The 14,783-nt window shown below is 72.1% G+C and carries 12 protein-coding genes; 6 read left to right on the top strand and 6 right to left on the bottom strand.

The window, feature by feature from the left end; genetic code table 11:
- Positions 1 to 135: 135 nt before the first annotated feature.
- Entirely contained in the window at positions 136 to 1,194 is a 1,059-nt protein-coding gene (locus ACZ6YG_RS26290) for an NAD-dependent epimerase/dehydratase family protein (protein WP_466019457.1), read from the bottom strand.
- 43 nt (positions 1,195 to 1,237) lie between these two features.
- Positions 1,238 to 2,419: a zinc-dependent alcohol dehydrogenase gene (locus tag ACZ6YG_RS26285; protein ID WP_148035563.1), complete on the bottom strand. Its 1,182-nt coding sequence runs from the start codon at positions 2,417 to 2,419 to the stop codon at positions 1,238 to 1,240.
- Between the two features lie 197 nt (positions 2,420 to 2,616).
- Here ACZ6YG_RS26285 and ACZ6YG_RS26280 point away from each other — a divergent pair, with 197 nt between their 5' ends.
- The 4 genes from ACZ6YG_RS26280 to ACZ6YG_RS26265 all read left to right on the top strand — a co-directional run bounded on the left by ACZ6YG_RS26280 (position 2,617) and on the right by ACZ6YG_RS26265 (position 8,240).
- Positions 2,617 to 3,666: a polyprenyl synthetase family protein gene (locus ACZ6YG_RS26280; RefSeq protein WP_148035564.1), complete on the top strand. Its 1,050-nt coding sequence runs from the start codon at positions 2,617 to 2,619 to the stop codon at positions 3,664 to 3,666.
- A gap of 108 nt (positions 3,667 to 3,774) precedes the next feature.
- The gene (locus ACZ6YG_RS26275) at positions 3,775 to 5,175 is read left to right on the top strand and encodes a family 2B encapsulin nanocompartment shell protein (protein WP_148035565.1); all 1,401 of its coding nucleotides are present in this window, start codon (positions 3,775 to 3,777) and stop codon (positions 5,173 to 5,175) included.
- Positions 5,176 to 5,184: 9 nt separating this feature from the next.
- Positions 5,185 to 6,129 (top strand): family 2B encapsulin nanocompartment shell protein, encoded by a 945-nt coding sequence (locus ACZ6YG_RS26270; protein WP_148035566.1) that lies wholly within the window; start codon positions 5,185 to 5,187, stop codon positions 6,127 to 6,129.
- Positions 6,126 to 8,240 carry a terpene synthase family protein gene (locus ACZ6YG_RS26265; RefSeq protein WP_466019456.1) on the top strand — a complete coding sequence of 705 codons (2,115 nt, stop codon included), beginning with the start codon at positions 6,126 to 6,128 and terminating at the stop codon, positions 8,238 to 8,240. Before ACZ6YG_RS26270 ends, ACZ6YG_RS26265 begins: the two co-directional genes overlap by 4 nt.
- Here the strand turns inward: ACZ6YG_RS26265 and ACZ6YG_RS26260 are convergent.
- Positions 8,237 to 8,578, bottom strand: coding sequence for an STAS domain-containing protein (locus tag ACZ6YG_RS26260; RefSeq protein WP_466019455.1), 342 nt, complete (start codon positions 8,576 to 8,578; stop codon positions 8,237 to 8,239). The genes ACZ6YG_RS26265 and ACZ6YG_RS26260 overlap by 4 nt on opposite strands.
- 506 nt (positions 8,579 to 9,084) lie before the next feature.
- On the opposite strand from ACZ6YG_RS26260, the gene ACZ6YG_RS26255 reads away from it, so the two are divergent.
- Complete coding sequence (locus ACZ6YG_RS26255; protein ID WP_187281517.1) at positions 9,085 to 9,564, top strand: C40 family peptidase; 480 nt, start codon at positions 9,085 to 9,087, stop codon at positions 9,562 to 9,564.
- Positions 9,565 to 9,567: 3 nt separating this feature from the next.
- Here the strand turns inward: ACZ6YG_RS26255 and ACZ6YG_RS26250 are convergent, their stop codons facing one another.
- Positions 9,568 to 10,026, bottom strand: a complete 459-nt coding sequence (locus ACZ6YG_RS26250) for a MarR family winged helix-turn-helix transcriptional regulator (protein WP_397196174.1) — start codon at positions 10,024 to 10,026, stop codon at positions 9,568 to 9,570.
- A complete protein-coding gene (locus tag ACZ6YG_RS26245; RefSeq protein WP_466019454.1) occupies positions 10,023 to 10,649 on the bottom strand; it encodes a type 1 glutamine amidotransferase family protein in 627 nt (208 codons plus the stop codon). The genes ACZ6YG_RS26250 and ACZ6YG_RS26245 overlap by 4 nt, the downstream gene beginning before the upstream one ends.
- A 59-nt stretch (positions 10,650 to 10,708) precedes the next feature.
- Here ACZ6YG_RS26245 and mads6 point away from each other — a divergent pair, with 59 nt between their 5' ends.
- Positions 10,709 to 12,058: a methylation-associated defense system protein kinase MAD6 gene (mads6, locus tag ACZ6YG_RS26240; protein WP_148035570.1), complete on the top strand. Its 1,350-nt coding sequence runs from the start codon at positions 10,709 to 10,711 to the stop codon at positions 12,056 to 12,058.
- A gap of 15 nt (positions 12,059 to 12,073) precedes the next feature.
- On the opposite strand, the gene ACZ6YG_RS26235 is transcribed toward mads6, so the two are convergent.
- Positions 12,074 to 14,761 carry an AfsR/SARP family transcriptional regulator gene (locus ACZ6YG_RS26235; protein WP_466019453.1) on the bottom strand — a complete coding sequence of 896 codons (2,688 nt, stop codon included), beginning with the start codon at positions 14,759 to 14,761 and terminating at the stop codon, positions 12,074 to 12,076.
- Positions 14,762 to 14,783 lie beyond the last annotated feature (22 nt).

The raw sequence follows: 14,783 nt of genomic DNA, 5'->3' as shown, positions 1-14,783 counted from the left end.
CGATCGAGGGTTCGAGATCCATGCGGTTCCTCCGTGTCGCGATGACACCCAGGCCGCGCTTCCGGACCTCGCGTAGTTCACCCATTTCCCTGACATCAGGGATTTACACTGCCTTGCCGGAGACGGTGGCGTTTCTCACCTTCCAGGGGTGGCGCGGGCGCCGACCCCCGTGGCGAGTTCACGCAGGCGGCCGCGCATGCTGTCGGGCGCGAGCGGGGCGGTGTCCCCGCCGGCGCCGTCGTGCATGCCCTCCAGCGCGGTACGGATCGCGTCCTCCGAGGTGTGCCGGGGCGTCCAGCCGAGCACCTCGCGGGCCCTGTCGACGTTCATCAGCGGGATCGCGAGCGCCAGCTCCATCAGGCCCGGCGCGGCGGGCACCAGCCGCAGGTGCCAGCCGGCCGACACGGCGGCCCTGGCCAGCGGCCCGGAGACCGGCACGACGCGGGCGCCGAGCAGCTCGGCCAGCGTGCGCGGGTCGAGCACCGGCTCGGCGGCGATGTTGAAGGCCCCGCTGACCGGCTTGGTGACGGCCAGCCGGTAGGCCTCGGCCGCGTCCTCGGCGTGCAGCACCTGCAGCTTGAGCCCGGGGATGTCGGGCACGAACGGGATGCGCCCCGCCTTGACCATCCGCCGCGGCAGGAACGGCCCGGCGAACAGCCTGCGCTGCTCGGAGGCCGCCTCGCGCTTGAAGATGAACCCGGGCCGCATGCGCACCACCCGGATGCCCGGGTTGTCGTTCTCGAACACGTCGAGCACCCGCTCGACGTAGGCCTTCTCCCGTCCGTACGCGGCGCCGGGGAAGCCGTGGGTGGGCCAGCTCTCGTCCACCGGCACGTCCTTCGGCCGGGGCGAGTACGCGCCCACCGAGGACGCGTACACCAGAGCGGAGACCCCCGCCTCCGCGGCCGCCCTGAAGACCCGCGTGCTGCCGAGCACGTTGGCCCTCCAGGTGACGACGGCGTCCCTGGTCGGCTGGAACAGCCAGGCCAGGTGGACGACCACGTCGGCGCCCTCGAAGATGGGCGACAGGTCGGAGCGGACCACGTCCGCCTTGTGCCACTCGGTCGGGCCGCCGCGCGAGCCGGGCGGCCGTCTGGCCACGCCGACGACGGACGTCACGTTCTCGTCCGCCTCCAGCGCTCGCACCACACTGGTCCCGACATTCCCCGTCGCCCCCACCACCACGACTCTCATGGGCCTGTGGCTGCCCACCTCTCGCGCGGCGAAACCGCTGGAGTCACGGCTTGAGCAGGATCTTTATCGCACCGTCCCGCTTTTTCTGGAACATCTCGTACGCTTCGGGCGCCTGGTCGAGCGGCATGGTGTGCGTGGTGAGATCCATGACGCCGAGCGGATCGCCGTCGTCGGTGAGCAGCGGCATCAGCGCGCCGATCCAGCGCTTGACGTGCGCCTGGCCCATGCGCAGCGTGATGCCCTTGTCGAACATGCGCAGCATCGGCATCGGATCGGCCATGCCGCCGTAGACGCCGATCACCGAGATCGTGCCGCCGCGCCGGACGCTCTCGATGGACTGGTTGAGCGCGGCCAGCCGGTCCACGCCCGCGTGGGTCATGAGCGGCGCGGCCATCCTGTCCGGCAGGAAGCCGGTGAGCGTCTGGGCGAGCTTGCCGGCCGGCGAGCCGTGCGCCTCCATGCCGACCGCGTCGATCACGGAGTCGGTGCCGCGTCCGGACGTCAGGTCGCGGATCGCGGCGGGCACGTCGGTGACGTCGCTCGCGTCGACGGTCTCGATGCCGTGGCGGCGGGCCATCTCCAGGCGCTCGGGCACCCCGTCGACGCCGATCACCCGGTGGCCCAGGTGGCGGGCGATGCGGGCGCACATCTGGCCGATGGGGCCCAAGCCGAAGACGGCCACGGTGCCGCCGTCGGGGATGTCCGCCCAGTCGACGGCCTGCCAGGAAGTGGGCAGCACGTCCGACAGGTAGACGAACCGCTCGTCCGGCGGACCTTCGGGCACCCTGATCGGGCCGAACTGCGCCTGCGGCACCCGCAGGTACTCCGCCTGGCCGCCGGGCACCTGGCCGTAGAGCTTGGTGTAGCCGAACAGCGCGGCGCCCATGCCGTGCTCGCGGACCTGGGTGGTCTCGCACTGGGCGTAGAGCTCCAGCCCGCACATGTGGCAGTGGCCGCAGGCGATGTTGAACGGGATCACCACCCGGTCACCCTTCTTGAGCCCGGTCACCTGGGCGCCGACCTCCTCCACGACGCCCATCGGCTCGTGACCGAGGATGTCGCCCTCCTGCAGGAACGGCCCGAGCACCTCGTACAGGTGGAGATCGGAGCCGCAGATGCCGCTGCTGGTGACCCTGATGACGGCGTCGGTCGGTTCCTTGATCTCCGGATCGGACACCTCTTCGACGCGTACGTCCCGCTTGCCGTGCCAGGTGACGGCTCTCATGGTCTGCCTCCCTCGATCGACCAGGCCCGCATACCCGGGATACGCGCCCCTAGACCCTCTGGACCGCAGGTCAAGGGACGTTCATGAGGAGGGCTTGGATATCCCTCGAAAACTCGGGTCCCTCAACCCGCTTTACACACTCCGTATTCGGTGAGTAACTACTCGTAGCACAGAGCGGACCTGAAGGAGTCTGGCCGATGACCGTGAGCATCACCCCCGACTTGCTGGCGCCCCGCATCGACGACCGGCTGGCCGGGTTCCTCGAGGGCTGGCGGCCCCCGGTCGCCGACCCCGACGTGGCGGCGGCCTACGAGTTGCTGGTCGGCTTCATCCTCGGCGGGGGCAAGCGCATCCGGCCGCAGCTGTGCTACTGGGGCTGGCGGGGCGCCGGCGGCGAAGACTGCGACGAGATCATCAGCGCCGCCGCGGCGCTGGAGCTCTGCCATGCGGGGCTGCTGATCCATGACGACATCATGGACGGCAGCGAGTTGCGCCGCGGGCAGGCGACGATCCACAAAAGCCTCGCCCGCCTGCACGAAGGACCTGGCGCGGAGGCCTTCGGGCAGGCGGGCGGGATCCTCCTGGGCACGCTCAGCCTGTCCTGGTCGGATGCCCTGTTGTCGTCGTGCGACGTGGACCCGGTCCGGCTGCGGGCCGCGCACCGCGTCTTCGACTCCATGCGCACCGAGGTGATCAGCGGCCAGTATCTGGACATGCTGGCCCAGCTCCGCGCCGGGGCGAGCGTGGAGCAGGCGCTGACCACGATCAGGTTCAAGACGGCCAAATACACCGTCGAGCGGCCGCTGCAGATCGGCGGCGCGCTGGCCGGGGCCGAGCCGGGCCTGCTGCGCGCCTACACCCGGTTCGGGGTGCCGCTCGGGGAGGCGTTCCAGCTCCGCGACGACGTGCTCGGCACGTTCGGCTCGTCGGGCGAGACCGGCAAGTCGGCGCTCGACGACCTGCGCGACGGCAAGCACACCGTGCTGGTCGCGCACGCGCTGGCGCGGGCCACGCCCCAGCAGCTCGCCTACCTCGCCGCCTGGCACGGCAACCCCGCGCTGGGCGAGGAGCAGGCGGCGGAGCTGCGCCTGATCCTGCTGGAGACGGGCGCGCTCGCCGAGGTCGAGTCGATGATCGACGCACGGGTCCGGCAGGCCGTGGAGGCGCTCGACACCGCCCCGGTCGCGCCCGACGCGCGGGCGGCGCTGACCCTGTTCGCGGCCCGGCTCGCCCACCGCGACAGCTGACCCCGGCCATGTCGAGAGCACGGCCGGGGCTGACCCCTGCCCACGAACGATTACCCAACGTACTTTTTCGTCACTCTCCGTAAATTTCTCATGATGGGTGGTGCCCGAATGACCGAGACGACCGACTCCGCCGCGGCAGGCCAGCAGCTGAGCCTCAGCACCGAGGCCGCGCGCAACCTCTCGACGACCACGAAGACCCCGCCGCAGATGCAGGAGATCACCTCACGGTGGCTGCTCAAGCTCCTGCCCTGGACGCAGACCTCCGGCGGTGTCTTCCGCGTCAACCGGCGGCTCACGTACACGCTCGGAGACGGCCGGATCACGTTCAGCACGAGCGGCGCCGAGGTGCGGGTGGTTCCCGCCGAGCTGTGCGAGCTGCCGATGCTGCGCGGTTTCGACGACATCGAGGTCCTGGAGGCGCTCGCGTACCGGTTCGCCCAGCGCGAGGTCGAGCCGGGCGACGAGATCGTCCGCGAGGGCGAGCCCGTCGACCAGCTCGTGCTGATCGCCCACGGCCGCGTCGGCAGGGTCGCCCAGGGCGCCTACGGCGACGAGCAGAACCTCGGCGTGCTGGCCGACGGCGACCATCTGGGCGACTCGATGCTCACCTCCGGCGGCACCTGGGAGTTCTCGGCCCGCGCCAGGACCGCCACCACCTTGCTGACGCTCTCCCGCGAGGACTTCCAGGCGCTGCTGGACCGCTCGCCGGGGCTGCGCGACCACCTGGAGGCGTGGCAGGCGGGCGGTGACCGGGCGCGCAACGACCACGGCGAGGCCGCGATCGAGATGTCCTCCGGCCACAGCGGCGAGGCGACGCTGCCCGGCACGTTCGTCGACTACGAGCTGAGCCCGCGTGAGTACGAGCTGAGCGTGGCGCAGACCGTCCTGCGCGTCCACAGCCGGGTCTCCGACCTCTACAACCAGCCGATGAACCAGCTGGAGCAGCAGCTCAGGCTGACCATCGAGGCGCTGCGCGAGCGGCAGGAACACGACCTGATCAACAACCGCGACTTCGGGCTGCTGCACAACGCGGACTTCGCCCAGCGCATCCGCACCCGCACCGGCCCGCCCACCCCCGACGACCTGGACGACCTGCTGGCCAAGGTGTGGAAGGAGCCGGCGTTCTTCCTGGCCCACCCGCAGGCCATCGCCGCCTTCGGCAGGGAGTGCAGCAAGCGCGGCCTCTACCCGCAGGCCGCCGAGGTGAGCGGCCACCGGGTGCCCGCCTGGCGGGGCGTCCCGATCTTCCCGTGCAACAAGATCCCGATCAGCGCGCAGCGGACCAGCTCGGTCATGCTCATGCGCACCGGCCAGGAGAACCAGGGCGTGATCGGGCTGCACCAGACCGGCATCCCCGACGAGTACCAGCCGAGCCTGTCGGTCCGGTTCATGAACATCAACGAGAAGGCCGTCATCTCCTACCTGGTCAGCGCCTACTACTCGGCCGCGGTCCTGGTTCCCGACGCGCTGGCCGTGCTTGAGGACGTAGAGATCGGCCGCGAGGACTAGGTGCCCCGGTTGACCGAGCTGGAACGGCCGCTGAGCCTCGGCACGCCCGGGGCTCGCACGCTGGCCACGACGACCAAGACCGCTCCCCATACGCAGGAGAGCTCCCCCCGGTGGCTGCTGCGCGCGCTGCCGTGGGTGGAGCTCTCCGCGGGGAGCTACCGGGTGAACCGCCGGCTCACCCCCTCACCCGAGCGGCCCGACCCGCGCCCGCTGAACAGGCGCGGGGAGGTCGCGATCGACCTGGCGTCCGGCCACCGGGGGGAGCCGCGGCTGCCCGGCACGTTCCCCGACTACGATCCCAGCCCGCGCGAGTACGAACTGAGCGTCTCCCAGGCCGTCCTGCGGGTCCACACCAGGGTCGCCGACCTGTTCAGCGACCCGATGGACCAGACCAAGGAGCAGCTCAGGCTCACCGTCGAGGCGGTGCGCGAGGCGCAGGAGCGCGAGCTGGTCGGCAACCCCCGGTTCGGGCTGCTGCACAGCGCCGACCCGAAGCAGCGGCTGACCCCCCGCTCGGGGCGGCCCGGCCCGTCCGACCTGGACGCGCTGCTGACCCGCCGGCGCAAGACCCGCTACATGCTGGCGCACCCGCTCGCCATCGCGGCGTTCGGCCGCGAGTGCAGCGCCACGGGCGTCTACCCCGACAGCGTCGAGGTCGACGGCAGCCGGATGACCGCCTGGCGCGGCGTGCCCATCCTGCCCTGCGACAAGATCCCGATCAGCCGGTCGGGCACCAGCTCGATCCTGGCCTTCCGCACCGGCGAGGAGGACCAGGGCGTGGTCGGGCTGCACCAGACCGGCATCCCCGACGAGCACCTGCCGGGGCTCAGCGTCCGGGCCATGGGCATCGACGAGCGGGGCATCACCACCTACCTCGTCAGCGCCTACTACTCGGTCGCCGTGCTCGTCCCCGACGCGCTCGGCGTGCTCGACGGCGTGGAGGTGTACGGGTGAGCTTCGACATGCCGGACTTCTACCTGCCGCATCCGGCGCGGCTCAACCCGCATCTGGAGGAGGCCAGGACCCACGCCAGGCTGTGGGCGCGGGGCATGGGGATGCTGGAGGGCTCGGGCGTCTGGACCACCGACGACCTCGACGCCCACGACTACGCGCTGCTGTGCGCGTACACCCATCCCGACTGCGACGCCGCCGAGCTGTGCCTGGTGACCGACTGGTACGTGTGGGTGTTCTTCTTCGACGACCACTTCCTGGAGGTGTTCAAGCGGCCGGGCGACCGGGAGGGCGGCAAGGCCTACCTGGACCGGATGCCCGCGTTCATGCCGCTGGAGCAGGGGGCAGCCGTGCCCGAGCCGGCCAACCCGGTCGAGGCGGGGCTGGCCGACCTGTGGGCGCGCACGGTGCCGGGGACGTCGCCCGGCTGGCGTGCGCGGTTCGCCGAGAGCACCAAGGCGCTCCTGGACGAGTCGTTGTGGGAGCTGTCCAACATCAACGCGGGCCGGGTGCCGAACCCGGTCGAGTACATCGAGATGCGCCGCAAGGTCGGCGGGGCGCCCTGGTCGGCCGGGCTGGTCGAGCACGCCGTGGGAGCCGAGGTGCCGGACGTGATCGCAGGGTCGCGGCCGATGCGGGTGCTGCGCGACACCTTCGCCGACGGGGTCCACCTGCGCAACGACCTGTTCTCCTACCAGCGGGAGACCGGTGAGGAGGGCGAGCTGAGCAACGGGGTGCTGGTCCTGGAGACGTTCCTGGAGTGCACCACGCAGCAGGCGGCGGACGCGGTCAACGACCTGCTCACGGCGCGGTTGCAGCAGTTCGAGCACACCTTCGCCACCGAGCTGGGGCCGCTGCTGGCCGAGCACCGGATCGACCCGGTCAGCTGCGGCGGCGTGCTGGCGTACGTGAAGGGGCTGCAGGACTGGCAGTCGGGCGGGCACGAGTGGCACGCCCGGTCCAGCCGCTACACCAAGGCCGCACCGGGGCCGGAGCTCGGCATGGCGTCGCTGGGCCTCCACCGGTTCCGCTCCCATCAGCACGTCCCGTACCAGCGGGTGGGGCCGGCCCGGGTGCCCGACCTCTTCATGCCGTTCACCGCGCGGCTCTCCCCGCACCTGGAGGGGGCCCGGCGCAACCTGGCCGCGTGGGCTCGCCGGATGGGCATACTCGACGTGGCCGTGTGGGACGAGGAGAAGCTCGCCGACTACGACCTGCCGCTGTGCGCGGCCGGCATCCACCCGGACGCCACGCCTGAGGAGCTGGACCTGTCGTCGGCCTGGCTGGCCTGGGGGACGTACGGCGACGACTACTTCCCGAAGGTGTTCGGGCGCAACCTGGTCGCCGCGCGGGCCGCGGTGGCCCGGCTGCCGGGGTTCATGCCGCTCGACGGCGTCACCTTCGCGACGCCCGCGAGCGCGCTGGAGCGCTCGCTGGCCGACCTGTGGCGGCGCTCGGCCGGGCCGATGAGCGAGGCGGCGCGGCGCGCGTTCCGCCGGTCCGTTGAGGACATGACCGAGAGCTGGGTGTGGGAGCTGGCCAACCAGGCGGCGCACCGCATCCCCGAACCGGTCGACTACGTCGAGATGCGGCGGCTGACGTTCGGCTCCGACCTGACGATGAGCCTGTGCCGGCTGGCCCGCGCCGACGAGATCCCTCCCGAGGTGTACGCGAGCGGGCCGCTCAAGTCGCTGGAGAACGCCGCGCAGGATTACGCCTGCCTGCTCAACGACGTGTTCTCGTACCAGAAGGAGATCGAGTTCGAGGGTGAGATCCACAACGGGGTGCTGGTGGTGCAGAGCTTCTTCGGCTGCGGCTATCCGGAGGGCCTGCGGATCGTGGTCGACCTGATGGAGTCGCGGATGCGGCAGTTCCAGCACGTGGCCGCGCACGAGCTGCCGGTGCTCCGCGCCGACCTCGGGCTGGACGAGCAGGCCGGGCAGGCGCTCGACGGCTACGTGCGGGACCTGGAGAACTGGATGTCCGGGATCCTCGTCTGGCACCGCGACTGCCGCCGTTACGACGAGGAGTCCCTGCGGCGGCACAACCGGCCCTTCCGCGGCCTGCCGTCCGGGCCGACGGGGCTGGGCACGGCGGCCCTGTCGGTCATCTAGACCAGCGGCTGCGCGCGGGCCTCATGGTGCCAGCCCATGAGGCCCATCAGCCGTCTCTGGAACGGTGTCACGTTGACCAGCCGGATCCACCGCCGGCCGGGCGGCACCGCGGGCATGACCAGCACCCGCAGGCCGGACAGGTCGACGAAGGTCAGCGCGCCGGTGTCGACGGTCAGCGGCTCGCCGCCGTGCCACGCGGATCGCAGGGTACGTTCGAGCGCCGGGCTGTTGGTGACGTCGACCTCGCCCATCAGGAGGACGGCCGTCGAACCGCTCCGCGCGATGATCCGCAGCTGGGCGTCCTGGTAGAGCAGCCGCCCCATGTCATCGCTCATCATGCGCACACCCCCACTCGGTCTCAGGGGGTTGCCGGCGAGCCCTGCGGCCGAAACACCGGCCGCTGCCCACGATACACGCAATATGCCGACTTATGTAATCTTCGCCATGAAATGACCGTATTCACACCATCTCGTGAACGGGCGGGGCCGCGCCTCCACCGGCGGGCGAGCGGAGGCGCCCACGGAAAAACCAAGCCCTTTTCGGGATAGCGAATATCTCCTGCCGCTTCTTATTGGTGATATGTCCGAGCTGATCCGCTTTTGTCGTGGGCCATTGTGGGCGCATTTTCAGCTTGTCGCCATACGTGCATCCGGCCTGGCTAAAGGGCGTTTTATGCCTATAGGCCGGGAGCATTCATCAGGGGACGAGCGGTGCCGCGCCGGCGGCGAGGATCGGCGTGACCGACAAGGCAGAAGCGGTGAATATCCAGATGCGGGCAGTACGCATACTTATCGCCACGGCCATGGCGTGCGCTTTTCCCGGAACCCTGAATTCCGCCACGGCAATGGCACACGACTGTTTCGACCCGTACGCGGTCGAATGTTACGACGACCGGCCGTGGTATCCGCGGCCCGGCCGGGTGGTGGCCGACGCCGCCCTGGAAGCGATCGGGCTGCCGTACTCGTGGGGCGGAGGCGGCACGAGCGGGCCCGGCTACGGGATCGGGCGCGGCGCCAAGACCTGGGGCTTCGACTGCTCGGGCCTGGCCCAGTACGCGTGGGCCAGGGTGGGCGTGACCATCAGCCGCACCTCGCAGAGGCAGTGGGAGGACGGGATCCGGATCCCCAGGGACGAGGTGCGCGCCGGCGACCTGGTCTTCTACGACAGCAACCCGCGCCGGCGCGGGCCTGAGCACGTCGGCATCGCGATCAACCGCAAGCGGATGGTCAACGCCCCGTTCACCGGCGCCACCGTACGGGTGGAACCGGTGGACAGGCCCACCTACATCGGCGCGGTCCGCCCAGGCGTGGAGCCGGACTGGTGAGGCTCAGGGGGTCCGCTGGATGCGGTCCATGGCGGCGCTGAGCCGCCGCAGGGACTCCACGCAGGCGTGGAAGCCGTCCGCGCCCAGCTCGGCGGCCAAGGTGGCGGCCAGCTCCCGGTGGCCGGGGACGATCCTGGCGACGGCCGCCCTGCCCTCATCGGTCGGGGTGAGGAGCTTGGCGCGCTTGTGCGCCGGGTTCGGCAGGTATTCGGCCAGGCCCTTCTCCACCAGCAGATCGGCGACCCGCTGCACGCCCTGGCGGGTCATGCCCATCACCCTGGCGATGCCGGCCACCGGCAACGGCTCACGCAGCACCGCCCCGAGCACCTGCCACCAGGCGGCCGTCAGCCCGGCCGGACGGGCCAGCGACTCGGCCACCTCCAGGAACTGCCCGTTGAGCCGGAAGACCGTGAGCGCGGCGTCCGACAGCAGCTCCACCGTCTCGGGCGAGGCGCCGCTCACGCCGACATCAGCACCTCGTACGCCGAGGCGTCGCTGCGGGAGAACAGCCGGTACCACGCGTCGACGACCTCGGGCCGGTTGACGTCGAGCCGCAGGAAGATCTCGCGGGCGAAGGCCACCGGCTCGGTGGGGCCCGCCGTGATGAGGTCGCCGTCGGTGACCGCGTCCGTCTCGACGTAGCGGGCGGCGCCGGAGTAGCCCTCCTGGGCCTCCAGGTACTGCACCGCGCCGCTGGTGTGGGCGCGCCCGTCGAGCAGGCCCTCCCGTGCGAGACCGGCCGTGGCGCCGCAGATCGCGGCGACCGGGACCCCCTCGGAGAGGAACGCGCGGGCGGTGCGGGCGAACGGCGTGAGGTCGTCCCCCTCGTCCCACGTGGCGGCGCCGGGCAGGATGAGCAGCGCGCTCCCCGAGGGCGAGAGCTCGTCGAGCGCCAGGTCGGGCGTGACCCGCAGGCCGCCCATGGTGGTGACGGGGTCGCGGGTGAGACCGACCATGACGATCTCGAAGCCGCTCCGGTCGCGGTGGAAGCGGCCGGTGCGCAGATGAGCCGTCGCGTGCCCGACCTCCCAGTCGGCCATGGTGTCGTAGGCCGCCACATGGATCGTTCTCTTCGCTTCACTCATGACAACATGCTGTCATTTCGACAGCATGTTGTCAATCCATTTCGTGCGAGGATAGGGCCATGGCAGAGATCGTCGGGGGCGGGAGGCCGGTCAACGACGCCGAACGGCGCGTGATCGCCTTTCTGAGAGACAACGCGCCCGCCGACTGGCTCCTGCTGCACAACGTGGAGGTGCCGCGCGGCGACGACGTCTACGAGGTCGACCTGATCGTGCTGACCCGCCACGCGCTGGTGGTCGTCGACGTCAAGGGCACCAGGGGCCGCATCGAGGTGTCCGGCTCGCGCTGGTTCCCGCCGCGCAGGGAGGCGTTCGGCTCACCGGTCACCAAGCTGCGCGGCACCGCCAAGGCGCTCAAGGGCCTGCTCGTCTCCCGGGCCACCCAGCTGGAGCGGGTCTACGTCGACAGCCTGGTGGTGCTCACCTCCCCCGACGCGCGGCTGGTCGACCCGGCCGGGCGCGACGCGGTCAACGTCACCGACCTGTCCGGCCTGATCGCGACACTGGGCGACGTCTCCAGGGTCAGGCGCGGCTGCAGCCCCGACGTGCGCCCCTACCTGTCCGCCGTGCTCGACGCGCTCAACCAGACCGTACGCCGCAGCACCACGCCTCCTCGCTTCGGCAACTGGGAGGTCGAGGAGCAGCTCGGCGGCGACGCGCGGGTCACCGAATACCGCGCGTTCAACGCCACGCTGCCGGGCAGCGAGACCGTGCTGCTCCGGGTCTACCAGGCCGACCCGCTCGCCGACCAGGCGTCCAGGGCGGCCGAGCGGCAGCGCATCGCCAACGCCTACCAGACCCTGGCCCGCATCCCTCCCCACCCGTGCGTGGTGCGCTCGCGCGACTTCTTCGCCATCGACGACGAGAGCCGGTTCGTGCTGGTGCTCGACGACGTCCACGGCCAGGCTCTCCATCTGCGGCTGGGCAGCGGCGAGCGGCTGGGCGTGATTCAGGACATGCTGCGCGGCCTGGCCCACGCGCACGCCCACGGGGTGATCCACCGCGCGCTCACCCCGGCCAGCGTGCTGGTGACCGACGACGGCCACGCGGTGCTGACCGGGTTCGACTACGCCAAGCCGGGGCCGCGCGACTACACGGTGGTGCACGAGCTCCACAACGTGCTCGACGCCCACTACGTCGCGCCCGAGTGCCAGGAGCGTCCTGACCGGATGACCGCCGCCGCCGACGTGTACGCGGCGGGCGTGATCGCCTACCAGCTCCTGACCGGCGCGCTGCCGACCAGCGCCGACGCCTATGGGCGGGCGGACGTGCCGGAGGTGGTGCGGCGGATGATCGACCTCGTCCCGGCCAAGCGCCCCACCGCAGAGGAGTCGCTGGCCGCCCTGGAGGGCTCGGCGCGCGGTGGCGGCTCCCGCTTCAAGTGGCTCTTCCGACGGCTGACGAACGGCTGACCCGGAGCGATCGGTTCAGGCGGGGAGTTCGCGGCGCAGCAGGCTGGCGTGTTCGAGGTAGTCGAGGGCGAGGCCGGTCCGGCCGGCGGAGCGGTGCAGCTCGCCGAGCAGCTGGGTGGCGGAGGCCTCGCCGCTGCGGTCGCCCAGCTCGCGGAAGACCAGCAGCGACCGCTCCAGCCCCGCCGAGGCGGGGGCCAGTTCGCCGCGGTCCACCTGCAGCCCGGCCAGGCTCTGCAGCGCGTACGCCCCGCAGTGGCGGTCGCCGAGCGACTCGAAGATCTCCAGGGCGTGCCGGTGGAACGACATGGCCCGGTGCAGCGTGCCCATCTGCAGGCAGACGCAGCCTTCACGGTGCGCGTCGCCGAGGTCCTGGGCCAGCCGCATCGCCTGGCCGAGCGACTCCGACGCCTGCGCCAGGTCGCCGGCCTTGATGCAGGCCCGCCCGATGGCCTGCCGGGTGAACGCCTCGCCGTGCTGGTCGCCCGCCGCGAGGAACATGGCCAGCGCCTGCTTGAACTGGTCGAGCGAGCGGGCGTGCCGGCCGCTGAACTGGCTGACCGCGCCCAGCCCGCAGACCGACGTGGCCTCCGCCCGCAGGTCCCCCAGCTCGCGGAAGAGCCTGCGGGCGCGGGTGAAGCCCTCGGCCGCCTCCTCGTACCGGTCCCGGTAGAGCGCGACCTGGGCGAGGCCGCGCAGCATCGCGGCCTCCCCGTACGTGTCGCCGGCGGCGCGGGCGGCGGCCAGCGCGACGTCGTGGGTGCGCTGCCAGGTGTCCAGGTGGCAGTGCAGATCGAGGTACGGCACCATGGCGGCGGCCAGCCCCCAGGCGGAGGCCGCGAGACCGGCCTCGGCGGCCACGGACACCGCGCCGGCCAGCGCCTCGTGCTCGGTCTCGAACCAGGTGAGCGGGTCGGCGGTGAGCCGGTCCAGGGTCTGCTCGGGCAGCCGCCAGCGCGGCGCCCCGGCGGCGGTGAGGCTGAAGACGGTGGTGGGCAGCCTGGCCATGGCGTGCTCGGTGGTCGCCGTCCACGCGGCCAGCACCCTGGCCACGCCCTGCGGGTCGGGACCGCGTTCGAGCGCGTGCCGGCGGATCAGGTCGGGTAACCGGTAGCGGGGCTGGCCGACGAGGTCGGTGCCGGCCACCTCCAGCAGGTTCACGTCGACGAGCAGGTCCGTCACGTCGTCGGCGCGGGGCCGGTCCAGCGCGGCGCCGACCACCCAGCCGGGCTGGGCGGGCGCGCCGAGCAGGCCGAGGGTGCCCAGCGTGCGGGCGGCCTCGGCCGGCAGGTGGCGGTAGCTGCGCTCCAGGCAGGCGCGGACCTCCTTCAGCTCGCCGAGCCTGTCGTCCTGGAGGCGTTGCCTGAGCACCGCCAGGGACCAGCCGGGCCGCCCGGCGAGCCGGGACCCGGCGCTGCGCAGCGCCAGCGGCAGCCGTGCGCAGGCGTCGACGATGGCCAGCGCGTCGGCGCGCTCGCGCGCCACCCGGTCGGCGCCCGCGATCCGGCCGAGCAGCAGCAGGGCCTCCTCCTGGGGCAGCTCGGCCAGGTCGACGTGGAGCGCGCCGGGCAGCTCGGTGATGCGGCGCCTGCTGGTCACGATCACCGAGCTGTCGTTGCCCGGCAGCAGCGGGCGCACCTGGGCGGCGTCGAGCGCGTCGTCGAGCAGCAGCAGCATGGGCCGCTCGGCGAGCAGCGAGCGCAGCAGGGCCGAGCGCTCCCGCACGGTCGGCGGCGGCGACTCCACGCCGAGCGCCCGCAGCGCCTCGGCGAGCAGGTCGCCCGGCTCCCTGCCGTCGAGGTCGAGGTAGAGCTGGCCTGCCGGGAAGCGGGTGCGCAGGGCCAGCGCGGCCCGTACCGCCAGCGCGGACTTGCCCACGCCGGGCGGCCCGGAGATCGTCGCGAGCGGGAACGGCCCGGCCAGCGCCGCCAGCTCGGCCTCGCGCCCGATGAAGTCGGGCACGTCGGGCGGGAGCTGGTGCGGCGCGGCGGGCGCCGGCTCGTCGGCGAGGATCGTCTCGTACGCGCGGCGCAGCTCGGTGCCGGGCTCCACGCCCAGCTCGTCCACCAGCCTGGCCCGCACCGAGGCGTAGGTGCGCAGCGCCTCGGCCCTCCTGCCGCCGCCGTGCAGGGCCAGCAGCAGCCTGGACCACAGGTCCTCCCGGTAGGGGTGCTCGCCCAGCAGTCCGCGCAGCTCGCTCACCGCCCCGGCGTGGTCGCCCGATCCGAGCCGCTGGCCGATCAGCTCCTCCGCGGCGCGTAAGCGTAAGCCGTGCAGGGGTTCGAGCCGGCGGTCCCACAGCGGGCTGCCCGGCAGGTCGGCGAGCGGCGCGCCGCGCCAGAGCGCGAGCGCGTCGGCGTAGCGCGCCTGGCCGGCCAGCTCCTCGAAGGCGAGCAGGTCGAGCGCGCCGCCGGGCACGTCGATCGCGTAGCCGGAGCCTTCGCCGCGCAGCCGGCTGCCGGCTTCCTCGCCGGTCCCGGCCAGGTCGGACCGGAGCGAGCTGGCGTAGGTGCGCAGGTTGGCCAGGGCCGAGCGGGGCGCGCGCTCCGGCCAGAGCACCTCGACCAGGTCGTCGGCGCCGACCACGTGGTTGGCGTGCAGCAGCAGAGTGGCGAGCAGCAGGCGTGGCTTTCTGCCGGAGATCCGGACCGGCTGACCCGCCGACCGTACCTCCAGCGGTCCGAGCACATGAAAGGTGACCGTCATGACCGCATCAGCTCCTCTATGA

This window comes from Nonomuraea sp. NPDC054003 (assembly GCF_055585125.1).
This window is presented reverse-complemented; position numbering and strand designations above follow the sequence as displayed.